Source organism: Catellatospora sichuanensis (assembly GCF_007483665.1).
GTDB lineage: Bacteria > Actinomycetota > Actinomycetes > Mycobacteriales > Micromonosporaceae > Catellatospora > Catellatospora sichuanensis.
Window position 1 is genome coordinate 1 of the sequence record NZ_VIQO01000048.1, and the last position, 23,295, is coordinate 23,295.

The 23,295-nt window shown below is 72.6% G+C and carries 18 protein-coding genes; 8 read left to right on the forward strand and 10 right to left on the reverse strand.

Annotated elements, in window-relative coordinates; translation table 11 throughout:
• The 4 genes from sucB to FLL47_RS40425 form a co-directional block, all read left to right on the forward strand.
• The coding region (sucB, locus tag FLL47_RS40410) for a 2-oxoglutarate dehydrogenase, E2 component, dihydrolipoamide succinyltransferase (RefSeq protein ID WP_144127980.1) at positions 1–1,035 on the forward strand (1,035 nt) is incomplete at its 5' end.
• A gap of 113 nt (positions 1,036–1,148) precedes the next feature.
• Positions 1,149–1,793 carry an ABC transporter ATP-binding protein gene (locus tag FLL47_RS40415; protein ID WP_222106422.1) on the forward strand — a complete coding sequence of 215 codons (645 nt, stop codon included), beginning with the start codon at positions 1,149–1,151 and terminating at the stop codon, positions 1,791–1,793.
• Positions 1,790–3,394: a DUF6297 family protein gene (locus tag FLL47_RS40420; protein ID WP_144127982.1), complete on the forward strand. Its 1,605-nt coding sequence runs from the start codon at positions 1,790–1,792 to the stop codon at positions 3,392–3,394. The genes FLL47_RS40415 and FLL47_RS40420 overlap by 4 nt, the downstream gene beginning before the upstream one ends.
• Before the next feature lie 230 nt (positions 3,395–3,624).
• Entirely contained in the window at positions 3,625–4,515 is an 891-nt protein-coding gene (locus FLL47_RS40425; RefSeq protein ID WP_144127983.1) for a TIGR01777 family oxidoreductase, read from the forward strand.
• 120 nt (positions 4,516–4,635) lie between these two features.
• Here the strand turns inward: FLL47_RS40425 and FLL47_RS43800 are convergent, their stop codons facing one another.
• From FLL47_RS43800 to FLL47_RS40450, 4 genes are all read right to left on the reverse strand, one after another.
• Positions 4,636–6,309, reverse strand: coding sequence for an extracellular catalytic domain type 1 short-chain-length polyhydroxyalkanoate depolymerase (locus FLL47_RS43800; RefSeq protein WP_222106423.1), 1,674 nt, complete (start codon positions 6,307–6,309; stop codon positions 4,636–4,638).
• A gap of 159 nt (positions 6,310–6,468) precedes the next feature.
• Positions 6,469–7,473 (reverse strand): LLM class flavin-dependent oxidoreductase, encoded by a 1,005-nt coding sequence (locus FLL47_RS40440; protein WP_186316220.1) that lies wholly within the window; start codon positions 7,471–7,473, stop codon positions 6,469–6,471.
• 105 nt (positions 7,474–7,578) lie between these two features.
• Entirely contained in the window at positions 7,579–7,974 is a 396-nt protein-coding gene (locus FLL47_RS40445) for an SCO5389 family protein (RefSeq protein WP_144127985.1), read from the reverse strand.
• A 34-nt stretch (positions 7,975–8,008) separates the two neighbouring features.
• The gene (locus FLL47_RS40450) at positions 8,009–8,986 is read right to left on the reverse strand and encodes an ATP-binding protein (RefSeq protein WP_144127986.1); all 978 of its coding nucleotides are present in this window, start codon (positions 8,984–8,986) and stop codon (positions 8,009–8,011) included.
• A 215-nt stretch (positions 8,987–9,201) separates the two neighbouring features.
• On the opposite strand from FLL47_RS40450, the gene FLL47_RS40455 reads away from it, so the two are divergent.
• Positions 9,202–10,989: a DUF6541 family protein gene (locus FLL47_RS40455; RefSeq protein ID WP_144128045.1), complete on the forward strand. Its 1,788-nt coding sequence runs from the start codon at positions 9,202–9,204 to the stop codon at positions 10,987–10,989.
• A gap of 161 nt (positions 10,990–11,150) precedes the next feature.
• On the opposite strand, the gene FLL47_RS40460 is transcribed toward FLL47_RS40455, so the two are convergent.
• The 3 genes from FLL47_RS40460 to FLL47_RS40470 all read right to left on the reverse strand — a co-directional run bounded on the left by FLL47_RS40460 (position 11,151) and on the right by FLL47_RS40470 (position 16,891).
• Complete coding sequence (locus FLL47_RS40460; RefSeq protein WP_144127987.1) at positions 11,151–12,530, reverse strand: hypothetical protein; 1,380 nt, start codon at positions 12,528–12,530, stop codon at positions 11,151–11,153.
• 69 nt (positions 12,531–12,599) lie between these two features.
• Positions 12,600–14,540, reverse strand: a complete 1,941-nt coding sequence (locus FLL47_RS40465; RefSeq protein ID WP_144127988.1) for an adenine nucleotide alpha hydrolase family protein — start codon at positions 14,538–14,540, stop codon at positions 12,600–12,602.
• Positions 14,541–14,734: 194 nt separating this feature from the next.
• Positions 14,735–16,891 carry an MMPL family transporter gene (locus FLL47_RS40470; protein WP_246159314.1) on the reverse strand — a complete coding sequence of 719 codons (2,157 nt, stop codon included), beginning with the start codon at positions 16,889–16,891 and terminating at the stop codon, positions 14,735–14,737.
• A gap of 317 nt (positions 16,892–17,208) precedes the next feature.
• Here FLL47_RS40470 and lipB point away from each other — a divergent pair, with 317 nt between their 5' ends.
• Positions 17,209–17,871: a lipoyl(octanoyl) transferase LipB gene (gene lipB / locus FLL47_RS40475; protein ID WP_144127990.1), complete on the forward strand. Its 663-nt coding sequence runs from the start codon at positions 17,209–17,211 to the stop codon at positions 17,869–17,871.
• 91 nt (positions 17,872–17,962) lie between these two features.
• Here the strand turns inward: lipB and FLL47_RS40480 are convergent, their stop codons facing one another.
• The 3 genes from FLL47_RS40480 to aspS all read right to left on the reverse strand — a co-directional run bounded on the left by FLL47_RS40480 (position 17,963) and on the right by aspS (position 21,906).
• On the reverse strand, positions 17,963–19,882 hold the full coding sequence (locus FLL47_RS40480; protein ID WP_144127991.1) for a M48 family metallopeptidase: 1,920 nt from the start codon (positions 19,880–19,882) through the stop codon (positions 17,963–17,965).
• An 11-nt stretch (positions 19,883–19,893) separates the two neighbouring features.
• Positions 19,894–20,490: a LemA family protein gene (locus FLL47_RS40485; protein ID WP_144127992.1), complete on the reverse strand. Its 597-nt coding sequence runs from the start codon at positions 20,488–20,490 to the stop codon at positions 19,894–19,896.
• Between the two features lie 138 nt (positions 20,491–20,628).
• Positions 20,629–21,906: an aspartate--tRNA(Asn) ligase gene (gene aspS / locus FLL47_RS40490; protein ID WP_144127993.1), complete on the reverse strand. Its 1,278-nt coding sequence runs from the start codon at positions 21,904–21,906 to the stop codon at positions 20,629–20,631.
• Positions 21,907–22,146: 240 nt separating this feature from the next.
• Here aspS and FLL47_RS40495 point away from each other — a divergent pair, with 240 nt between their 5' ends.
• Both FLL47_RS40495 and lipA read left to right on the forward strand, forming a co-directional pair.
• Entirely contained in the window at positions 22,147–22,302 is a 156-nt protein-coding gene (locus tag FLL47_RS40495; RefSeq protein ID WP_144127994.1) for a PIN domain-containing protein, read from the forward strand.
• 54 nt (positions 22,303–22,356) lie between these two features.
• Positions 22,357–23,292, forward strand: coding sequence for a lipoyl synthase (lipA, locus tag FLL47_RS40500; RefSeq protein WP_120316235.1), 936 nt, complete (start codon positions 22,357–22,359; stop codon positions 23,290–23,292).
• Positions 23,293–23,295: the final 3 nt, after the last annotated feature.

Genomic DNA, 23,295 nt, shown 5'->3' on the forward strand with positions numbered 1-23,295 from the left:
GCCGCCCCGGCGCAGGCCGCCGCTCCGGCGCCCGTGGCCGCGGCCCCCGCGCCGGCTCCGGCGCAGGCGGCGGCTCCGGCCGCCGAGGCGGTCAACGGCGCGGACGGCTACGTCACCCCGCTGGTGCGCAAGCTCGCCACCGAGCACGGCGTCGACCTGGGCAAGGTCACCGGCACCGGTGTCGGCGGCCGCATCCGCAAGCAGGACGTGCTGGACGCGGCGGAGAAGGCCAAGGCTCCGGCGGCCGCTCCCGCGGCTGCCGCGCCCGCCGCCGGCGCACCGGCTCCGGCCGCCAAGGCCGCGCCGAGCCCGCTGCGCGGCCGCACCGAGAAGCTGTCCCGGCTGCGTACCACCATCGCCAAGCGCATGGTGGAGTCGCTGCAGGTCTCGGCGCAGCTCACCACCGTGGTCGAGGTCGACGTCACCAAGATCGCGAAGCTGCGCGGGCAGGCCAAGGCCGACTTCCTCGCCAAGAACGGCGTGAAGCTGTCCTTCCTGCCGTTCTTCGCGCTGGCGGCGGTCGAGGCGCTGCGGGTGCACCCGAACGTGAACGCGTCGATGGACCTGGAGGCCGGCACGGTCACCTACCACGACGCCGAGCACCTGGGCATGGCCGTGGACACCGACAAGGGCCTCATCGTCCCGGTGATCCGCAACGCCGGCGACCTCAACCTGGCGGGCCTGGCCCGCCGGATCGCCGACGTGGCCGAGCGCACCCGCTCCAACAAGATCCTGCCGGACGAGCTGTCGGGCGGCACCTTCACGCTGACCAACACCGGCAGCCGGGGCGCCCTGTTCGACACGCCGATCATCAACCAGCCGCAGGTCGCCATCCTCGGCACCGGCGCGGTCGTCAAGCGCGCCGTGGTCGTGGACGACCCGAGCCTGGGCGAGCTGATCGTGCCGCGCTACATGGTCTACCTGGCCCTGTCCTACGACCACCGCCTGGTCGACGGCTCCGACGCCGCGCGTTTCCTGGGCACGGTCAAGGAGCGCCTGGAGTCGGGCAACTTCGAGGGCGAATTGGGTCTCTGAGGCCGGTCGGGGATCACCCCGGCTGACAAGCGGAGAAGGGGCGGCCGGCGTGAGCCGGCCACCCCTTTCGCGTGCGACGGGTCCGAGCTGGACGGGATCGTTACTGTGTCGGGGTGCCCGTCGTCGTCACCCGTGACCTTTCCGTGGAGCTCGGTGGCGGCACCGTGCTGGACCGCGTGAGCCTCGCCGCCGTCACCGGCCAGATCGTGGCCGTGCAGGGAGTGAACGGCTGCGGCAAGTCCACTCTGCTGCGCTGCCTGAGCGGCCTGCTGCGGCCCGGCGGCGGCGAGGTCGAGGTGCTGGGCGCGGCCCCGTCCGCCGACCCGGCCTTCTGGCGGCAGGTCGGCCTGCTGGCCGAGGAGCCCGCCTGGTATCCCGGCATGACCGTGCGCGAGCACCTCGAACTGGTGGCGCTGACCCATGGCACGACCGCGCCGGTCGACCGCACACTCGACGACTTCGAGCTCACCGCCCGCGCGGACGCGAGCCCGCTGACCCTATCGTCCGGGCAGCGGCAGCGGCTGGCACTCGCCGCGACGATGGCCCGCCCCAGCCGCCTGCTCCTGCTCGACGAACCCGAGCAGAAGCTCGACGCCGGGTTCCGCGATCGCCTGGCCGCGATGCTGCGGGCGTACGCCCACGCGGGCGGCACGGTCGTGCTGGCCACCCATGACGCGGCACTGGTCGCCGCCATGGACGCGACCGGCCTCCACCTGCGCGCCGGGCGGCTCACCCAGCCCGGCCCCGTGCCCGCATGACCGACGGCACCGCCGCCCTGCCCATGTCCGACGGCACGGACACGGACAACGCCGCCTCGTCCAGGGCCGACGCCACCGTCGGCACGCCGCGCACCGGTGACGCCGCGGCCCGCGCGGCCCGGGCTGCGATCCGCTCCCCCGGTCGGCGGCACGCCGACAAGCACTGGTCCGACCGCTGCCTGCCCGTCGCGGGTGTCGCGGTCGGCGGCGCGCTGCTGTTCGGCCCGTTCCAGGGCCTGCTCAGCGATCTGTCCACGCCGGTCCCGCCCGCGCCACCGGTGACCGCCGTCGGCGGCGTCGCGCTCGCGGTGGCGGCCCTGGCCGGGCTGATCCGGGTCGCTGCGGTGGCGGGCCCGGTGCTGCTCACGCCCGCGGATGCACGCTGGCTGCTGATGTCGCCAATGCCTCGGCGCGCGGTGCTGGGGCCGGCCGCGCTGCGCGTCGCCGTGGCGGCCGTGATCTGCGGCGTGCTGCTCGGCGGCCTCGTGCTGTCGCTGCTGGGCATACCCGATCACGGCGCACTCCGGCTGGCCGCGGCCGTGCTGTGCGGCGGCTCGTACACGCTGACCGGCGTGGGTCTGGCGGCGCTGGCACAGCGGTCGGAGCGGTCCGCGGCACGGCTGCGCCGGGTCGCCGTCGGCACGGCGGTGCTCGCGCTGCTCACCGGCGCGACCCTGGCCGCGGCGGGTGTCGCGGTGCGCCCTCTGCTCGTCGTCCCACTGCCCGCGGTGCTCGTCACGGCCGGCGCGGGCGCGCTCTGCGCCCTGGTGACGGCAGTACTGGTGTGGCGGAGCCTCGCGACGTTCCCGGCCCCGGCGGTGCTGGACGCCGCGACCCGGCTGAGCGCCGCGGGCGATGCGGTCGTCGCGCTGGAACCGTCGTTCCTGTCCCGCGTGGCGGAGAACGCGTACTGGCGCGAGCGGAGGCCGCCGTCCCGGCCGTGGCCCGCCTGGCCGGGTCCGCTGGTGCTGGCCTGGTCGGACTGGCGCGGACTGCGCCGCCGGCCCGCCCGGCTGGCCCTGCTCGCACTCAGCACGCTGGTGCCCGTCCTGCTGGCGACGGTGTGGCCCGACCGGCCGCTGCTGTTCGCCGCCGCGGTGTTCGTGCTCGGTCTGGCCGCGGCGAGCGCCGGTGCGGGCGGCGTACGCCGGGAGACCGGCAGTCCCGCCCTGCGCCGCCTGTTCGGTGTCGGCGACCTGTCCGCCGACGCGGCCCGGCTGGTGCTGCCCGCCCTGTTGGCCGCAGCCTGGCTCGCCGCCGCGCTGGGCCTGCTGGAGTCGGCCGGGGCGCTGCCCGGCGAGGGCTGGGTCTGGCTCGGCCCGGCCGCAGCCGGGGTGCCGGCCGTCGCCGCGTTGCGGATGGCCCGGCGAGGTCACATCGACCACGCTTCCACTCCCGTGGTGATGCCGATGCTCGGGTCCCGGGTCCCGATCGGCTGGCTGACCTGGTGCCTGTCCGGGCTGGACGTGGCAGTGCCGGGCCTGCTGCCGCTGCTGCTGGCCCTGTCCGGGACGAGCGCCGCACCCGGCCCGGTGGCGGCCGCACAGGCGGCGCTGTCGGTGCTCGTGCTCGCCGGTTACCTGTGGCGTCGGCACCGGTAGGCCTCACGTGCCACGCATCGTGGCCCACGGGGCGGCGCGATCGGCGGTCCCGGGGCAGGACGCGCCGGTGCCGAGAAGATCGAACCTGACGCCCGCCGCGGGCCCCGCTGGTCGAGCTGACCGCCGAGCAGAACGCCCGCATCGACGCCGAGCTGGCGAGCCGCTTCGAGGAGTTGCGCCAGGCGGTGTCGGCGCGCTGAGCCCGTGCCGCGATCGGGCATGATTGCCGTATGCGGATCGTGGTGGCGGGAGCTTCGGGCTTCCTGGGCCAACCCCTGGTGTCGACCCTGCGTTCGTCGGGTCACGAGGTCGTCCAACTGGTACGCCGTCCCGCGGCGGACGCCTCGGAGCGGCAGTGGGACCCGGCTGAGCCGATCCGGCTGCCCGAGGGCACCGATGCGGTGGTGAACCTGTGCGGGGTCGGCGTGAGCGACCGCCGCTGGACCGAGGAGTACCAGGCGCTGATCCTGTCCAGCCGGGTGGTGCCGACCGCGACGCTGGCCCGCGCGGTCGCCGCGCAGCGCATCCCGATCCTGGTCAACGCCTCGGGGGTGGGCTACTACGGCGACACCGGCGACCGTGAGGTGACCGAGCTGTCCCCGTCCGGCGACGACTTCCTGGCCGGGATCTCCCGGCACTGGGAGCAGGCGACCTCGCCCGCGGCCGCCGCCGGAGCCCGGGTCTCGATGCTGCGCACCGGCTACCCGCTGCACCGGGACGGCGGTTTCCTCAAGGCGCAGCTGGTCCCGTTCAAGATGGGCATCGGCGGCCGGCTGGGCAACGGGCGGCAGTGGGTGCCGTGGATCTCGTTGTTCGACTGGCTGGCCGCGACGCAGTTCATCCTGGACAACGACCAGGTCGAGGGCCCGGTGAACATGGTCGGTCCGGCGCCGGTCACCAACACCCAGTTCACCAAGGCGTTCGGCGCGGAGCTGCACCGCCCGACGGTGATGCCGATCCCGAAGGCCGCCCTCAAGATCCTCTACGGCGAGTTCGGCAACGAGGCGTACCGCAGCCTGCGCGTCATGCCCGGCGCGCTGACCGCCGCCGGTTTCCCCTTCCGCCACCGCACCGTCACCCAGGCCCTGCACGCCGCCCTCACCGACCCCATCCCCGCCTGACCCGTCGCCCCCGAGTCCCCCTTTGAATCGACATTGGCCTATCACATCGAGAACGATCTACGTACAGTCGATGTGATAGGCCAACGTCTATGACGATCGGGGTGGCGGCCGGTCAGGGGGTCAGCACTGGCCGTCGGCTATGACGTAGTGGTTGGGGGCGGTCTGCTTCAGGGTGTGGGTGTAGAAGGTGTTGTAGAGGCCCATGTTCTGGTTCGAGCCGTTGGCGTAGGCGTAACCGAGGGAGTGGTACGCCCGGCCCGCCGCGACCTGGGCGTAGTTGCTGGCGGTGAAGCAGGCCGCGGTGGCGCTCGTGGTGGCCGGGACGGCCGCCGACTTGGCGCCCTCGACGCCCGACGAGTTCACCGCGCTGACCGTGAAGCTGTAGGTGGTGGACGCGGCCAGGCCGGTGTTCGTGTACGAGGTCGCGGTGACCGGGGACGAGGTGACCTTCACGCCGCCGCGGTACACGTGATAGCCGGTCGCACCGGACACCGCCGACCAGAACAGGGACACGCTGGTGTCGGTGACCGAGGTGACGGCGAGGCCGGTCGGGGCGGCGGGGCCGGGCGGCGGGGTGGCCGCGGTCGTCGCCGAGACCGCGCCGGACGCGGGCCCCTCCCCGGCCGCGTTCACGGCGCGCACGGTGTAGCTGTAGGTCGTCGACGCGGTCAGGCCGCTGTCGGTGTAGGACGTGCCGGTGACCGGGGACGCGGTCACCTTCGTGCCGCCGCGGTAGACGTGGTAGCCGGTCGCGCCGGAGACCGCGGCCCAGGACAGGCTGACGCTGACGTTCGTGGTGCCGGTGACGGCCAGGCCGGCGGGCGCGCCCGGCGGCGTGGTCGCGGTGTTGTCGAGGCCGAAGTACACCGCGTCGCGGTACGCCGAGCAGATGGTGTCGAGGAAGTACGACGTCGCGGTGCCGCACTGGTCCGTGCCGCTGCCCGGGTCGACCGGGGTGCCGTGCCCCATGCCCGCGACCTTGTAGAGCCGCACGTCATTGCCGTAAGTCTCCAGCGTCGTGCCGCCGGGCAGGCTCGTCGTGCCGGTCGGGGTCTGCGTGACGCCGCGTACGTTGGTCCACTGGGCCACCAGCTCGGTGCCGTTGGCGGGCACCACGGTGGAGTCGGACTGGCCGTGCCAGACCGCCACCTTCGGCCAGGGGCCGCCATAGCCGGGGTAGGCGTTGCGGACCAGGTCGCCCCACTGCTGCGGAGTCTTGTTCTGGGCCGCGGACTGGCAGACGGTGCCGCAGTTGTACGGGATACCCGCGACGACCGAGCCGGCCTTGAACACGTCCGGGTAGGTCGCCAGCATGACCGCGCTCATCGCACCGCCCGCGGACAGCCCTGAGACGTAGACGCGGTTCGCGTCCGCGCCGAGGTTCGCCACCGCGTGGGAGACCATCTGCCGCACCGACAGCGCTTCGCCCTGACCGCGCGCGATGTCCGCGGCCTGGAACCAGTTGAAGCAGCTCAGCGAGTTGTTGGCGGACTTCTGCTCGGCCACGATGAGGCTGAAGCCCCACAGGTCGGCGTACTTGCGCCAGCCGGAGTTGGTGAAGTAGCCGGAGGCGTTCTGGGTGCAGCCGTGCAGCAGCACCACGACGGGCCGACCGGGGGGCAGGTTGTCCGGGCGGTAGCTGTACATGGTCAGGTTGCCGGGGTTGCTGCCGAACGAGCTGACCTGCGTCAGCGTCGCGGCCTGGGCGGGGGCGGCGGCGACGGCCACCCCGGCGAGTCCGGTCAGGACGGCGAGCGCCGCGCGGAGCAACCGCGGGGCGGAGGGTCTGGGCATGGCGGGCTCCTCGATAGTGATCCGTGTCACTCCCCTGTGGAGCCGCACGCTACGGTCTGCGGCAACACTCCCGACATGTCCACGAAACACACATTGCCGCGCCCCGCTATGGCGCCGGCGGGGACGGGCCTCCACACCGGATCGGCGAACCCAGGTTGATCACGCGGTGGCCAGCCGCGAGGCACGGTCGGGCGCCTCGAGTCGCCAGGCTGCGGGCAGGGCTGCCAGTGTCGCGATGAGATCCGAGGTCGCTTCGGGCGAGCCGGCCGCCTCGACCATGCACAGCTGGCGGCGTACCCCCGTGGTTTCGGCGCTGTGCGCCAGCGCCGCGGCGACCTCCTGCGGCGGGCCGACCGGCTGGATCCGCAGCAGGTGCTCGACGTGGGCGGCCAGGTCGCGGCCCGGCGGCGCGCCGCCGACCGGCACCGCGGCGCGGATGCCCGCGAGCCAGCGCGGCAGGTTGGCGCGCAGCTCGCGCTCGCCGTCGGCCCGGCTGGGGCAGGGGTACGCCAGCCGCACCCGCGCGTGGTCCGCAGCGGCCGGATCGTGCCCGTGCGCGGACGCGGCCTGTGCCCACCGGTTCACCAGCGCCACCACCTCGGCGTCGTCGGCGTGCACGCCCAGCAGCAGCGGCAGCCCGTGCCGCCCGGCCAGCTCCGCGGTCTCGCCCGAGGTCACCGCGACCCGCACCGGCATCGGTCTCGCGGGCCTGGGCACCACGGCCAGCGGCCCGAAGCGGTGGAAGTCCCCGTCGGCGCGCACCTCGGCCGCCCCCGACAGCCAGCGCAGCAGCACCTCCAGGGACTCGGCGAAACCCCGGCGGTAGTGGTCGAGTCCGCGGCCGAGCACCTCGATCTCCTGCCACGGGCCACCTCGGGCCACCCCGAGCTGGAACCGTTCACCGGCCAGGGCGTGCAGCAGCGTGGCCTCCTCGCCCAGCGCGACCGGATGCCGCGAGCCCAGCACGCAGGCCGCGGTGCCGACGGTGATGCGCCTGGTGCCGGCCAGCACGTGCCCGGCGAGCACGGTCGCCGACGGGCACTGCCCGTACGCGACGAAGTGGTGCTCGGCCAGCCATACCCCGCCGATGCCGGCCCGCTCGGCCTCGCGCGCGTGCGCCACCGCCACAGCCGGGCCGAAGGCGCTGGTCAGGAAGATATCCACAGTAACCCTCCTTACGGTCAAATCCGCCCAGCTCACAGGCGGTCGGGCGTTAAGAAGGGCACCTTCTATAACGCGGAGCGTTAAGAAGGTGCCCTTCCTTGCTTCTCAGCAGTCGCGGAGCTCGGGCGACTGGTTGCGGAGCTGGGCCACCGGGGAGATGAACTCCTGGTAGGTCTCGCCGCCGACGGCGCCGAGGGCGAACGCGGCGACGCGGTGGCAGTTCTGGAAGGCGAGCTTGATGCCGAAGTGGCGCTCCAGGCCACCGCGGATCGCGTCGCTGGCCAGGGCGCGCAGCAGCTCGCCGCGCTCGGCCTCGCTCGGCGGCGGCGTGCCGTGCTCGCCGAACTCCGCGCCGGGCGCGTCGGCCAGCCGCTCGGCCGCGGCGCTGACCACGGTCCAGGCGTACGGCAGCGACTGGCGCACGCAGTCGACGAACTCGGCGTCGTCGACCTGACCGGCCTCGGCCCGCTCCAGCAGCGCCACGGGGACGTCAAGGGACATGGGTTGTTCTCCTTCTGTTGGGACGGCGGGGCCGTCAGTGGTGTCGTGCCAGCTCGAGCCGCTGCGGCCCGAGCACGAACGCGGGGTCGACCTGAGCGGCGAGGTCCTCGCCGCTGCGGGCGTTGCCCCAGGCCTGCGCGTTGCGCAGGTGGAACTCGACGGCCTGCGCGGTGTAGCGCGGCCAGTCCTTCACCACACCATCCACAGTGGACCGGATCCTGTCCAGTGCGGCGCGGTTGGCCTGCTCCAGCTCGCTGATCGGCTGCGGCGCGCCGCGCTCTGCGGCGCGCACGAAGCCGGACCGGCTGATCCAGGTGAGCAGGTCGTCGCCGACGTGCTCGCGCAGGAACGCCACGTCAGACTGGTCGTCGATCTTGTTGCCGATCACGTGCACCCGCACCCCGAAGTCGCGGGCGTAGCCGATGTACTGCCGGTACACCCCCACGCTGCGCAGGGTCGGCTCGCACACCAGGAAGGTCGCGTCGAACCGGGTGAACAGGCCGGAGGCGAAGCTGTCCGCACCCGCCGTCATGTCCACCACGACGTACTCCCCCGGCCCGTCGACCAGGTGGTTGAGCAGCAGCTCGACCGCGCCGACCTTGGAGTGGTAGCAGGCCACGCCCAGGTCCTCGGTGGCGAACGGCCCGGTCACCGCCAGCCGCACCCCGCCGACCCGGCGCACGAGCGCGTCGTAGATCGGGTTGGTCTCGTCGACCCGCAGCAGCCGGGAACCCTGCCCCGGCGGCGTCGTCTTGACCATGGCGGTGGCCGAGGAGATGCGCGGGTTGTCGCCGCGGAGGTAGTCCTTGATCTTGTCCAGGTGGTCGCCGAGCGAAGGGAGCAGGACTGCCTCGTCCTCGCTGATCCCGAGCGCCGCCGCCAGGTGCTGATTGATGTCCGCGTCGATGGCCAGCAGCGCCGCGGGGGTCGCCGCCGCCGCGAGATGCCTGGCCACCAGCGCCGCAAGGGTGGTCTTACCGCTGCCGCCCTTGCCGACGAATGCCATCTTCATACTGCTATTGATAGTCATTTTCAATAGGCCGGTCAATCACCCCGCGTGATCCCGCGCGTGTCGTTCCGTCACGGTGTGATGCCGTCCGCCGGACGGCAGGATGGACACGGCTCGCTGATAAACTGCGCCGAGTGTCGATCGCCTCGCCCGCCAGCCCGCTGAGCCCGCCCGCCGACGTCGCGGAGACGGCCGGCGGCGTCCCCGCCGAGGCTGCCGTGAAGACCCGCCGCCACCGCGCAGACCTGCTGGTCGCGGCCACCGCGCTGCTCCTCGCGGTATGGGTCACCGGCGCGCTCTGGTCCGACCCGGCGCACCGCGCCAGCGGCGTCAACTCCGGTGACCAGGCGTTCTTCGAGTGGCTGCTGTCCTACGGCGCGTACGCGCTCACGCACGGCGTGGACCCGCTCTTCACCCAACTGCTCAACGTGCCGGACGGGGTGAACCTGGCGGTCAACACCTCGATCTCGGTGTACGCCTTCGTCTTCGCCCCGCTGACCATCCTGGCCGGCCCGGCGATCACGTTCGTGGTCATCCTGACGCTGAACCTGGCCGGCACCGCGTTCGCATGGTACTGGCTGTTCTCCCGACACCTCGGCGCGAACCGGATCGGCGCGGCCGTCGGCGGCCTGTTCTGCGGCTTCGCCCCGGCCATGATCTCGCACGCGAACGCCCACCTGAACTGGACCGCGCAGTGGGTGATCCCGCTGATCATCGCGCGGTGCCTGCTGCTGGTGCGGCGGGACCGGCCGGTGCGCGACGGCGCGCTGCTGGGCCTGCTCATCGCGGTCTGCTTCTCCATCGCCGCCGAGGCGCTGTTCTTCACCGCGCTGGCGCTGGGCGTGTTCACGCTGGTCTGGGCGCTGTCCCGGCGCGCCGAGGTGAAGGCACTGGTGCGCCCGGTGCTCACCGGGCTGGGCAGCGGCGCGCTCGTGGCGGGCGCGCTGCTGGCATACCCCCTGTGGCTGCACTTCGCCGGGCCGCAGCGTTACCACGGCACCGGCTTCGACCCGCACGTGCACAACGAGGACCTCGCCGCGTACGCCGCCTGGCCGGAGCGCTCACTGGCCGGCGCGGTAGGCCTCAACGCCGATCTGGCCGCGAACCCGACCGAGGAGAACTCGTTCTTCGGCCTGCCCCTGCTGCTGCTCGTGATCATCGGCCTGGTGGTGCTGTGGCGGCGCACCGACCGGGCACACCGGGTCAACCTGGTCGGGCTGGGCGTCACTGCGGCCGTGTTCTTCCTGCTCTCGCTCGGCCCGGAGCTGCGCTGGCTGGGCCGGCTCACCGCCATCCCGATGCCCGAGGCGCTGATCGGCGGGCTGCCGGTGTTCAACGCCGCACTGCCGTCCCGGCTCGCTCTGATCGTCGCGCCCGTGTTCGGTCTGGTCCTGGCCTGGCTGGCCACCGCGCTCAGCCGCACCGACGGCGGCAGCATGCGGGTGGCCCTGCCCGGCCCGCGCTGGGCCTGGGTCGCCGGGTTCGCCGTCGCGCTGCTGCCGCTGGTGCCGACGCCGCTGCTGGCCCGCGAGCGCGCCCCCGTGCCGGAGTTCTTCACCTCCGGCCAGTGGCGCGAGTACGTCGCCGACGGCGGCACCGTGGTGCCCGTGCCGATCACCAACGACCTGCTCCCCGACGGCCAGCGCTGGCAGGCCGCGGCCCTGGCCGACGCGGCCGGGGCGGGCGAGGGCGTGTTCCGCCTGCCCGCGGGCTTCTTCCTGGGCCCCGGCGGCCCGAACGGCACCGGCCGCATCGGCCCGATCCCCCGCCCGACCCAGACGCTGCTGGAGACGGTCGCCAAGACCGGCGCGGCCCCCGCGGTCACCGAGGCCGACCGGGCCGCACTGCGCGAGGACCTGCGCTACTGGAACGCGAGCATCGTGGTGCTCGCCGACGACGTGCACGGCGCCCACTGGCCGACCTACCAGCCCGCCCTCAAGACCGTGATGACCGACCTGCTCGGCCCGCCGCAGCGCGTCGGCGACGTCTGGCTCTGGAAGGCCTGACGCCCCCCACCCGACCGTCGGCCGCCCGCCCGCCCGGCCGACCCTTCCATGATCCGCCGACTTGCCGGGCGAGTTGGCGAATGGCCCTTCAAGATACGCACGGGTGCCAGGCAAGTCGAACGATCATGAACAGGATCTGACGATCATGAGCCGGGGCGGCGTCACCAGTGCCAGGCGGTGCGGGTCAGGCGCGGGGCGAGGTGATCGCGCCAGGCATCGCGCACCTGGCCCGCGATGCGGCGCACCAGGGGTGTGCCGAGCCAGCCGAGGACGACGGCGCTGTAGGCGACGCTGATCCACTGGCCGCCGGTCAGGTGGTCGAACTGCCAGGACACCAGCGGGTACCACAGCGAGCTGTACTCGGGCGAGTACCAGCACAGCGCCTCGACCGACTGCGGGGTGTTGAAGCAGGCGGTGGGCCACAGTTCGTGCCAGAACAGGCTGTTGAGGCCGATCCAGACCGACAGCACCAGTACGGCCAGCGTGATCAGGTTCGCGCCGAGACCCGCCTGGCGGTGCCCCAGGCGCAGCGCGAGCGCCAGCGCGGCGGGCAGGATGCCGGCCAGGAAGAAGCGCGGCCCCCAGGACATCCCGGCGTACCAGGCCCACCAGGGGGCGTACACCAGCACCAGGCCGCCGACGAAGATCAGCCAGAGCCGCTGGATCCGGGCCAGGTCGATGCCGGTCGGGCCCAGGTCGGCCAGGGCGCGGCGGGTCGGCAGGAACATGCCGGGCAGGTACCAGACGATGCCGCGGCCGAAGGCGAACAGGATCGCCAGCACCCCGAAGAAGAACGGGTACGAGAAGCCGGGCCGCCCCGAGAACGGCATGACGTCCTTCGCGCCGCGGTCGCCGACATAGCCGCCCTTGCGGAGAAGGATCTCCAGCAGCACCAGTGCGGCGGCGACCGCGACCGGCACCAGCAGCCGCAGGCGGCGGTGCCGCCACGTCTCGACCAGGCTGACCAGGCCGAGCCCGACCACGGTGGCCGGGGTGTTGACCACGCCGACCACGGCCGCCGCCCAGCCCCAGCCGCGCCGCCGTCCCCGCACCACGACCACGATGCCGACCATCACGCCCATCATGGTGAAGGTCTCGCTGCCGTAGTGGCCGACGTCCGGCGCGAGCATGCTCGCCGCCACCGTGATCAGCATGAACCGGCGGATCAGCGCGCCGGGGACCAGCCCGCGCAGCAGCAGCCCGAGCGCGGCCAGCCCGGCCGCGAAGACGACCAGGTTGAAGTACTCGATCCCGGCCTCGGGGGTGGCCACGGCACGGCCCAGCAGCCATAGCGGCGCGGAGAACAGCGGGCCCATGATGGAGTACTCGCTGTTGTTGAGGCGGCCCTCGCCGAGCAGCAGGCTCAGGCTGTTGAGCCGGTCCACGCCGTCGGCCACGACCGCGACCTGCTGGCCCCAGACCAGGCGGGCCAGTCCGGCGAGGATGAGCAGCGTCTCCGCGACCGCGGTCCAGCCCGGACGCCGCCGCGCGGGCGGCTCGGCTGCGGTGGGCGCGGCGGGTTCCATGGTGGTCAGCGACACGGCGCTACCTTACGCACCGTGCCCCCGCGGGTCGGCACGGCCGCGGGGGCCGCCGGTGTCGGCGCGTCTTCACGCACTCGCACCTTTGCGGGCGTCGATGCGGCGACGCACCTGTGCCAGCACCCGCCGCCCGAGATCGGTCCGTTTGACCTGCCGGACGACGGGCGAGAGGACCTTGCGCGCGGCACGCGGCAGCCGGGTCGCCTTCAGGTAGGGCTTGACGAAGGCCTGGTAGCTCTGTGTCGGCGGGCGTACCGCGCCGGGCTCGAACTCGTGCGAGGCGGCGGCGAGCCACACGTACTGCTGGAGCACCCGCTCCTGCGGGCCGCCGCCACGGCCGGCCGCGCAGGCCAGGATCGTCTTGGCCACCACCTCACGGCGCATGAGCTGCGACAGCTCGCCGTGCACGGTGTCGAGCAGCCCGTGCACGGACGCGAGCCCGGTGCCGTCCCAGATCCGGGTGACCGTGGAGCGGCCCGTGTTGACACTGACGAACGGCACGTCGGCCCACTCCGGCACGTACTGCCGGATCACTCCCATGTGCATCGCCCGCTCCCGCTTGCGCTGCGGGTCGACGGCGAACGCGGCCACGATGAAGTCGGGCGCGAGGAAGGGGGTGACCATGCCGACGCTGTAGGCCAGGGCCGACCAGCGCCGCATGCGCTCCATGAGGTACGCGTAGTCGGTCAGCCTCAGCCCGGTGAGCCCGGCCGCCGCACCGCGGTCGGTGATCGTCAGCAGCCGCGCCCGCTCCTTCTCGTGCACCTCGGGATGGGCCGCGCCGGGGGTCACCGCCGCCAGCAGCAGCTTGCTCCGGATCGCCTCGTCGGCCGTCGCCCGCGAGCAGTCGCCGGCGACCTCCGGCGGATACCAGTACCCGGTCGCCAGTTCGCCGGCGGCGCCGCCGATCGTCACCGCGAGCTGCTCGGCGAGCTGCCCGGAGCGCGCCGGGCGGACCGTGTACGAGGACGGGAACTGGTAGTCGTACTCGGCGTGCAGCCGGCGTACCCGGTCGACGAGGTCGGTCGCGGTGACCCGGGCGAGCGGGCTGGCGTGGACGAGCTGGTGCTCGACCTCGACGCCCAGCTTCTCCCGGAGGACGCCGACCAGATGGCGCGCCGTGTCCCCCTCGGCCTTGGTGTCGATGTTGGTGAAGAAGGTCGGGAGCACGCCCGCGCCGACCATCGACGCGGCGATCACCCGGGAGTCCTTGCCGCCGGACAGGCCGAGCCGCAGCGTGCCGTCGTACAGCCGGGACAGGCCCGCCGTCGCGGCGCCCAGCCCGGTGCCGGCCAGTTCCATCAGCTCGTCGAAGGAGCACTCGGCCTGGGCCGCGACGGCACGGCGCATCAGATCGTCGGCGCTGAACCGCTGCCGCTCCGCCACCTCCCAGCCGCCGCCGGGCCGCCGCACCGCCGACATCCGCACGCCGGGGTCCAGCAGCCGGACGCCCGCGTAGGGCGACGAATCGCCCCCGAAATGCCCCGCCGACACGTACGACGCCCAGCCGTCGAGGTCGGGCGCGAGCGGGCTGCCCAGCGCCTGCGCGACCAGGCCGGGCCGGCTGGCGAACACCACGAAGTCGTCGGTGCGCCCGATGAAGATCCGGCACATGCCGAGCCAGTCCTGCTGCAGCTCGGCCTGCCCGTCGCGCACCGCCAGCAGGCCGAAGGGCGGCACCACCGGCGCGTGCACGTCGTCGCCCGCCAGCAGGCGGCCCGCCATCCGCAGCGGCCCGCCGGCCGGGTCGACGCCGACCGGGATGCCGAACGACACCACGGTGACTTCGCCGTCCTGCGCCGTCAGCGGCCACCGCAGCCGGTTCCAGTCCGCGCTGTGCCCGGCGAGCACGCCCCAGCCGGGACCTTCGTGCCGGTGGCGCACGTACGACTCCGGAACCACCGGCGCCAGCGCCTGCTCCGCTCGTTCGACCAGCCTGCGCCGCGCGTCGTCCGACACGTTGCCGTGACGGGCGAAATAGCCGAGCACGAAGTACATACGTTCCCCCATGTCCTTACCGTCGGCAGAGGGTAAGGCCCTGGTCGCGCCAGGGAGGTGGGACAAACCAGACAACCGACGGGCAGGAGACCGTCCACATTGCCTGATCCGGCGATGAATGAGCAGCTCAGACGTGGTATGAAAGGCAGAAGTGCACCTTCGGCCGGATCTCGTCGGCCGAAGGTGCACTTCCTCCCCACCCCGGGTTACTGCGGCAGGCCGCGTTGCCGCTCGGGTCTGCCCGCCCGCCAGAGCCGGCCCGGCCACCAGACGAACCGGCCGATGTCCACCGTCAGCGCGGGCACCAGCAGCGAGCGCACCAGCAGCGTGTCCAGCAGCACGCCGAAGGCGACCGCGAATGCGATCTCCACCACGAAGACCAGGGGCAGCACCGCAAGCGCCGCGAACGTCGCCGCCAGCACCACACCGGCGGAGGTGATCACGCCGCCGGTCACCGCCAGCCCCTTGAGCGTGCCCGCCGTGTGGCCGAGCTTGGCGGCCTCCTCACGGACCCGGGTCATCAGGAAGATGTTGTAGTCGACGCCCAGGGCCACCAGGAACACGAACGCGAACAGCGGGTACGAGGAGTCGGCCCCGGCGAAGCCCAGCACGTCCTTGAACACGATCCCGGAGATGCCCAGTGTCGCCAGGTAGGACAGCACCACCGTGGCGATCAGCAGCAGCGGCGCGATCAGCGAGCGCAGCAGCACCATCAGGATCAGGAAGATGACGCCCAGCACCAGCGGAATGATCACGTTGCGGTCGCGCTGCGAGGTGTGCTGCACGTCGTAGTTGATCGCGCTGAACCCGCCGACCTTGGCCTGCGCGCCGTCGATCGCGTGCACCGCGGCCCGCAGCCGTTCGACCGTCGCCAGCGCGGCCGGCGAGTCGGCCGGATCGGTCAGCGTCGCGTCGATGCGCACCATGCCGTCGACGACCTTCGGCGCCGGCAGCGGCGGCACGACGACCGGCGCCTGCGCGCCCTGCCCGGTCGTACCCGCCCCGTCGGTCGCCGGGGTCTGGCCGGGAGCGGGGTTCTGGCCGGGAGCGGGGGCGTCACCGGCCGGCGGGACGACCGGCATGACCGGCATCCCGGTGAACGGGGCCGCCTCGGCCACGCCCTTGGTCTGGCGCACCGCCAGCAGCACCTGATCCAGCTTCTCGGCCCGGGTGACGATCTCGGCGGGGCTGCCGGTGCCGCCCGGGAAGTGCGCGGTGGTCAGCTCCTGTGCGGCCACCGAGTCGGGGTTGCCGGTGAAGCCCTCCGACTGCGGGATGCCGTCGGCCTCCAGGCGGGTCAGCCCTGCGACTCCGGCCAGCAGCAGCACCGCGGTGCCGATCCAGACCAGCCGGGCCCGTCGGCCGACCAGCGCGGACACCTTCGCCCAGATGCCCCGCTCCGCCACGGGCGCGGTGTCGAACTTCGGCCGCACCGGCCAGAACGCCACCCGGCCGAGCAGGGCCAGGATCGCCGGGAGCAGGGTCAGCGAGACGGCGAGGCTGCTGGCGATGCCGATCGCGCCGACCGGGCCGAGGCCCTTGTTGGAGGCGAGGTCGGACACGAGCAGGCAGAGCAGGCCGAGGATGACCGTCGCGCCGCTGGCCAGGATCGGCTCGAAGGAGGCGCGCAGCGCGACCCGCATCGCGTCGTACCGGCTCTCGGTGTGCCGCAGTTCCTCGCGGAAGCGCGCCACCAGCAGCATCGCGTAGTCGGTGGCCGCGCCGAGCACCAGCACGTCGAGGATGGCCTGGCTCTGGCCGGAGACCGTGATGACCTCCTCCTTGGCCAGCAGGTAGACCACGCCGTTGGCCAGCGCGAACGCCAGGCCCGCGCCGAAGAGCACGACCACGGGCAGGATCGGGCTGCGGTACACGATCAGCAGGATGATCAGAATGATGCCGACGGTGACGCCGAGCAGCAGGCCGTCGATGGAGCCGAAGACCTCCATCATGTCGGTGAGGATGCCGCCCAGCCCGCCGACGTGCGCGTCCAGCCCGCCGGGCAGGCCCGTGTGGTCGCGGATCCAGGTCACGTCGGCCATGTTCTTCTGCGCGTCGGTCTCCGTGAACAGCACGGTGACCTGGGCCGCCTTGCCGTCGTCGGAGTAGCGCGGGAGCAGCGGGACGTCGGCGAGCCGGCTGCCGAGCTCACGCTTGATGGTGGCCAGCTGCTCGGCGATGACCGTCTTGTCCGCCTCGGTGAGCCCGCTGTCGCGGCCGTAGACCAGCTGCGCGGGCACCACGTCGAGCCCGGCGAACTTCTTGCTCAGGTCGAGCACGACGGTCGCCTCGGCGCTCTCCGGCAGGAACGAGGCGTTGTCGTTCTTCTGGACATCGGCGGTCTTGCTGGCAAAGCCGCCCATGGCCCCGCCCACGACCAGCCAGACCACGAGCCCGACCGCCGGCAGCAGCCAGCGCAGGCGCCGTGGCCGCGGTGGCGCGACAGCCCCGGCCTCCTGCCCCGGTTCGCCCCGGAGCTCCTTCTTCTCCCGCGTCGCCGTCATCGCGAGGCGTCCTTTCCCTACGTGCAGCAAGGTTGGCACAACGTGACACTATTTGTGAAAGCTTTCACAAGCTCGCGCACACGATACCGATCGCAAGCCGGGCACGCATTCACGGGGACGGGTGACGCCGAGCACCTTCCCTGGCCGGGAGCGCACGCGCGAGTAGCCTGAGCGACGTGACCAGCATCGTCTCGCCGGCACTCGCGGTACGCCGCGCCGGCACCGTCGAGTATCTGACCGCCTGGGACGAGCAGCGCCGCCTGCATGCGGGCGTCGTCGAGGGCAGCGAGCCGAACACCGTGCTGCTGCTGGAGCACCCGAGCGTCTACACCGCAGGCAAGCTCACCGAACCCTGGGAGCGCCCGTTCGACGGCACCCCGGTGGTGGACGTGGACCGCGGCGGGAAGATCACCTGGCACGGGCCGGGGCAGCTCGTCGGCTACCCGATCATCGAGCTGCCGGTGCAGCGCGGCGGGCTGGCCGACGTGGTCGCGCATGTGCGGCGTACCGAGCAGATGCTCATCGACGTCTGCGCCGAGCTCGGCGTCGCCACCACCCGGATCAAGGGCAACAACCGCTCCGGCGTATGGGTGCGCGAGGACGAGCGCGGGCCGGACCGCAAGGTCGCCGCGATCGGCATCCGGGTGGCCCGCAACGTCTCGCTGCACGGCTTCGCCCTCAACTGCAATCCCGACATGACATGGTACGACCGGATCGTGCCCTGCGGCATCACCGACGCCTCGGTCACCTCGCTCAGCGCCGAACTCGGCCGCGAGGTGACCGTCGACGAGGTCCTCCCCATCGTGGAGCGCCACCTGCCGACCCTCATCGGCGGCTGACCCCGCCCCGCACCTTCCGCAACTCTTGAGGAGTCGCGGCCCAGGCTGTCCACCTCGGCGCAAGTCTTCAAGAGTTGCGCCGAGGTTGGCGTCAGGCCGGGAGGGCGGTCAGGGGTGGGAGGGGGCAGTGGAGCATGCCGCAGACGGTGCGGGTGAGCTCCTGCTCGGCGACGGTCATCGTGCCGTCTTCGGAGATCACCGCGACGACGGCCTGGATCAGGAGCGACTTGTCCCGTGGGGCGAGGCCGTCGAGCAGCGGCCAGGCGCCGTCCAGGGCCAGCACGCCGTGCTGCGGGGCGGTCATCGGCACCGGCTGTCCGGGCAGGATCATCGCCAGGCCGACGTGGTACGCGTGGTCGGCCGACGCCTCGTCCGGATGCCCAGCGCGGGCCAGCACCGCGAGCAGTGAGGCGATCGCGTTGCGGCAGGTCGCAAGACTGCGTTTGCGGGTCGGCCAGGGCGGGGTCTCGTAGGTCGCCTCGTACAGGTCGCGGTGCAGCAGCCGGGACAGGGCGTACTCGAAGACGCTGACGCGGCCGTCGGCCCTGGCCAGCACGTCGATGGTGCCGAGCAGGTCCTGCCTGGTCGCCGCCGGGTGGGCGCGCAGCGCCGGGAAGCACAGCTGGCCCAGCGGCAGCCGCAGCAGCGGGTGCAGTCCGGCGAGCCATCCCGCGGCCGCGACCGTGTCCGCGACGATGCTCTCGCCGTGCCGCTCGCGCAGCGCCGAGAGCTGGCTGTCGCGCACCTCCGGCTGCTCCGACAGCAGCAGGCCGAACAGCAGGCCGGGGGCGGTGTCGCCGCGCCGGGCGCGGGCCAGGACCTCGGGCGGGAAACGTTCGAGGATGGACTCCGCCCGCTGGTAGGCGGGCTGCTGCGGCGCGCCTACGGAGGCGGCGACCGCGTCGGGGCGTACCGCCATCCGGGTGTCCTGGCCCGGCAGCGGGCCGCCGTGCTCGGTCAACGACAGGCCCATCGCGGCGTCCTCGGCCAGACCCGACGGTGGCGCGGCACGCCACTGCTGGGCGAGCGCGGTGAGCTGGGCCGGGTCGAAGCCCGGTTCGAGGGCCCGGATGCGGTCGGCCAGCGGCGGGTGGGTGGCGAACAGCGAGCGCAGCCGGGCCGGGCCGAACAGCATGTGGCCGACCTCGTCGATCTTGGGGGTGGCCATGCGGGAGCCGGTCTCCAGGCCGCCGATCTTCTTGAGCGCCCCGGCGATGCCGGAGGTCTGCCGGGTGAACTGCACCGCCGACGCGTCGGCCAGGTACTCCCGCTGCCGGGACACCGACGCCTGGATCAGCCGCCCGGCGAACACGCCCACGGACCCGGCCACGATCAGCGCGATGCCGATCAGCGGCAGCGGGTTGCTGCCCTGGTTGTCGCGGCGCTCGCGCCCGCCGAACGCACCCGCGTAGAGGAACGTGCGCCCCATGATGGCCAGGAACAGGATGCCGAACAGCAGCCCGATGAGCCGGATGTTGATCCGCATGTCGCCGTTGAGCACGTGGCTGAACTCGTGCGCGATGACGCCCTGCAGCTCGTCGCGGTTGAGCCGGTCCAGCGCGCCGCGGGTGACCGCGATCGCCGCGTCCGCCGGGGACCAGCCCGCCGCGAACGCGTTGATGCCCTGCTCGTCCTCCAGCACGTACACCTCGGGCACCGGCACGCCGGAGGCCAGCGCGACCTCCTCGACCACGTTGCGCAGCCGGCGCAGCCGCAGGTCGGTGGTGTCCTCCGGGACCAGCACGCCGCCCAGGTCGCGGGCCACCTTGCCGCCGCCCGCACGCAGCCCGATCGTGCGGAACAGCGACGCCAGCAGGATCGAGCCGCCGGTCAGCACCGCGGTCCAGAACATCAGCCAGGCCAGCTCGGCCGCCGGGGCCTCGAACGCGCCCAGCGCGAACGCGACCGCGAGGCAGACGACCACCACGATGGCGAGCACGGCCAGCACGTAGAGCAGGATCAGGCGGAACGACATCCGCTTGACCTGCCGCTGGCGCTCGAAGAAGTCCATCGCGGCGGCGGTCAGAACTGCACGCGCGGGGCTTCGCGCTTGCCCGGGTCGTCGATCTCCAGCAGCGCGGCCTTGTGGAAGCCGAACGGCCCGGCCAGCACGCTGCCGGGGAACGTCTCGCGCTTGTTGTTGTACGCCAGCACGGCGTCGTTGTAGCCCTGCCGTGCGAACGCGACCCGGTTCTCGGTGGAGGTCAGCTCCTCCGACAGCTGCATCATGTTCTGGTTGGCCTTGAGGTCCGGATAGGCCTCGGACACCGCGAACAGCCGGCCCAGCGCCTGGGTGAGGCCGTTCTCGGCCCCGCTCAGGCCCTGCATGGCCGCCGGGTCGCCCGGGTTGCGGGCCGCGTTGGCCTGCGCGGTCATCGCGGCGGTGCGCGCGGCGGTGACCGCCTCCAGGGTCTCGCGCTCGTGCTTGAGGTAGCCCTTCGCCGTCTCGACCAGGTTCGGGATCAGATCGTGGCGGCGGGTGAGCTGCACGTCGATCTGGGCGAACGCGTTCTGGTAGCCGTTGCGCGAGCGGACCAGCCCGTTGTAGAGCGAAGCCACCCAGGCCACGATCACCGCCACGATGACCAGCAGGCAGATCAGTCCGACCAGGAGTTCCATGCCCTCACCGTGCCACCTGATCATCCGTTTTGCCTGGCAATCGGGCGTATGAGCGGTCAAGATACGCCCGATTGCCAGGCAAGTCGGTCGATCAAGCGCCGCGCGACCCGGTGTGGTGGCCGCGCGGCGGGTTCAGGGTTACGGGGTGACGCGGTGCAGGTCGCGGGGGTACGCGGTGACCTCGCGGATGTTCTGCGCCCCGGTGATGCGGGCGACGAAACGCTCCAGGCCGATCGCGAACCCGCCGTGCGGCGGCATGCCGTGGCGGAACGCCTGCAGGTAGGGCTCGTACGGCTCGGCGCTCTCCCCGCGCGCGGCCAGCGCGGCGAGGTAGTCGCTGTGGCGGTGCAGCCGCTGCCCGCCGGTGACCAGCTCCAGGCCCCGGAACAGCAGGTCGAAGCTGTTCGACCAGCGCTCGTCGCCGGGCTGCGGGTGGGTGTAGAACGGCCGCTTCACCATCGGGTAGCCGGTGACGAAGACGAACTCGCTGCCGTGCTCGCGCTTGGCCCACTCCCCGATCGCCCGCTCGTGGGCCGGGGCGAGGTCGGGTTCGTCCGCGGGCGCACCGGCGATCTTGAGCGCCTCGCTGAAGTGCAGGGACGGGATCTCGGCCGGTACCGTGGGCAGGTCCAGGCCCGCGACGGCCGCACCGAGCGCGCCCACTCGCGCGACCATGGACGCGACGGTCTCGCGCAGCACCGCCATCACGTCGCGGTGGTCGCCGATGAAGCCCAGCTCCGCGTCGAGTGAGGTGTACTGCGCCAGGTGCCGGGTCGTGTCGCTGGGCTCGGCCCGGAACACCGGCCCGACCTCGTACACCCGCTCGAACACGCCGACCAGCTGCTGCTTGTAGAACTGCGGCGACTGGGCCAGGTAGGCCGGGCGGCCGAAGTAGTCCAGCGCGAAGACGTTCGCCCCGGATTCGGTCGCCGTCGCGACGATCTTGGGTGTGTGGATCTCGGTGAAGCCGAGCCTGTCCAGGCCCTCGCGGAACCCGGCCGTCGCCGCGGCGCTGATCCGCAGCGCGCGGGCCCGGGACGGGTGGCGCAGCGACAGCGGGGCGTGGTCCAGCTGGGTGGGCAGGGTCGGCGTCAGCACCGGCCGGTACAGGTCGAACGGCATGGGCTGGGCGGGCTCGCCGAGCAGCCGTAGCGCCGGCTCGGTCAGCTCCACCCCGCCCGGCGCGGCCGGGTTCGCGATGACCAGGCCCTCGACGGCGACCACGGTCTCCTCGGGCAGCGATTCCAGGTGGGCCCGCAGCTCCGGCTCGGTGACCACGACCTGGCTGAGCCCGGACGCGTCGCGCACGATGAGGAAGGAGACCGATTTGAGCAGCCGGCGGCGATGGATCCAGCCGGCGATGGTGATCCGTGCGCCCACATGGCGGGGCAGCTCGACGGAAAGGATGCGTTGCATGGTGGGTTACCTCCGGGTTCTTCCGCAACGCCATCCCCAAAGGGGTGTGGGCGGTTTGGGAACCCGCGGTGCCACCACACCTTCACCCGGATGATCCGGGCCTCTACCAGCGCGTGAGCGGAGCCACACGGGTGGCTGCACGCCGTCCCGACCCGGGCGTCACTCCGGTGATTCGCCCCGTCACTGCTGTTGGCAGGAAGTTACCGAGCAGTGTTGCACCCGCGCAACCCCATTTCTTGTATGCCGATCCGCACCCCACCGGTGGATGTGCTGGTCGCCGCCACTGCGGCGGAGCACCGCCTGACCGTGCTGCACTACGACCGGGACTTCGAGCGGCTCACAGCGGTGAGCGGCGGAGCGCATGAGTGGGTGATTCCCGCCGGTAGCGGGCACTGAGACGTCCGTTACCCAGCAGAAGATCAAGGGCTTTTCGGCGCGTACGCTGGCGGCATGACCATCGTCGCTCCCGAGGGCCGGCGCCTCCTGCGCGTCGAGGCCCGTAACGCCGAGACCCCCATCGAGCGTAAGCCTGAGTGGATCAAGGTCAAGGCGAAGATGGGTCCGGAGTTCACCCAGCTGAGCTCACTGGTGAAGCGGGAAGGCCTGCACACCGTGTGCCAGGAGGCCGGCTGCCCGAACATCTACGAGTGCTGGGAAGACCGCGAGGCGACCTTCCTCATCGGCGGCGACCAGTGCACCCGGCGCTGCGACTTCTGCCAGATCGACACCGGCAAACCGGCCGAGTTCGACGCCGACGAGCCCCGCCGCGTCGGCGAGTCCGTCGCCACCATGGGCCTGAAGTACGCCACGGTGACCGGCGTGGCCCGCGACGACCTGCCCGACGGCGGCGCGTGGCTGTACGCCGAGACGGTCCGCCAGATCCACGCGCTCGTCCCCGGCTGCGGCGTGGAACTGCTGATCCCCGACTTCAACGCCGTCCCGGAGCAGCTGGCCGAGGTCTTCTCGGCCGCGCCCGAGGTGCTGGCGCACAACGTGGAGACGGTGCCGCGCATCTTCAAGCGCATCCGCCCCGGGTTCCGCTACGACCGCTCCCTCGGCGTGATCACCCAGGCCCGCAAGGCCGGGCTGGTCACCAAGTCGAACCTGATCCTGGGCATGGGCGAGGAGCGCGCGGAGATCTCGCAAGCGCTGCGCGACCTGCACGAGGCGGGCTGCGAGCTGATCACCATCACGCAGTACCTGCGCCCCACGCCGCGGCACCACCCCGTGGAGCGCTGGGTGAAGCCCGAGGAGTTCGTCGAGCTGCGCGAGGAGGCCGAGGAGATCGGCTTCGCCGGCGTGATGAGCGGTCCCCTGGTGCGTTCGTCATACCGGGCCGGACGCTTGTATCGTCAGGCACTCGACGCGCGCACTGCCGCCGCCTGATCG

Bases quoted from the DNA above. Each gene is read 5' to 3' on its own strand.
- FLL47_RS40420 (WP_144127982.1), top strand. From the start codon at position 1,790: ATGACCGACGGCACCGCCGCCCTGCCCATGTCCGACGGCACGGACACG.
- FLL47_RS40425 (WP_144127983.1), top strand. From the start codon at position 3,625: ATGCGGATCGTGGTGGCGGGAGCTTCGGGCTTCCTGGGCCAACCCCTG.
- FLL47_RS43800 (WP_222106423.1), bottom strand. From the start codon at position 6,309: ATGCCCAGACCCTCCGCCCCGCGGTTGCTCCGCGCGGCGCTCGCCGTC.
- FLL47_RS40445 (WP_144127985.1), bottom strand. From the start codon at position 7,974: ATGTCCCTTGACGTCCCCGTGGCGCTGCTGGAGCGGGCCGAGGCCGGT.
- FLL47_RS40450 (WP_144127986.1), bottom strand. From the start codon at position 8,986: ATGAAGATGGCATTCGTCGGCAAGGGCGGCAGCGGTAAGACCACCCTT.
- FLL47_RS40465 (WP_144127988.1), bottom strand. From the start codon at position 14,540: ATGGGGGAACGTATGTACTTCGTGCTCGGCTATTTCGCCCGTCACGGC.
- FLL47_RS40470 (WP_246159314.1), bottom strand. From the start codon at position 16,891: ATGGGCGGCTTTGCCAGCAAGACCGCCGATGTCCAGAAGAACGACAAC.
- FLL47_RS40480 (WP_144127991.1), bottom strand. From the start codon at position 19,882: ATGGACTTCTTCGAGCGCCAGCGGCAGGTCAAGCGGATGTCGTTCCGC.
- FLL47_RS40485 (WP_144127992.1), bottom strand. From the start codon at position 20,490: ATGGAACTCCTGGTCGGACTGATCTGCCTGCTGGTCATCGTGGCGGTG.
- aspS (WP_144127993.1), bottom strand. From the start codon at position 21,906: ATGCAACGCATCCTTTCCGTCGAGCTGCCCCGCCATGTGGGCGCACGG.
- FLL47_RS40495 (WP_144127994.1), top strand. From the start codon at position 22,147: ATGCCGATCCGCACCCCACCGGTGGATGTGCTGGTCGCCGCCACTGCG.
- lipA (WP_120316235.1), top strand. From the start codon at position 22,357: ATGACCATCGTCGCTCCCGAGGGCCGGCGCCTCCTGCGCGTCGAGGCC.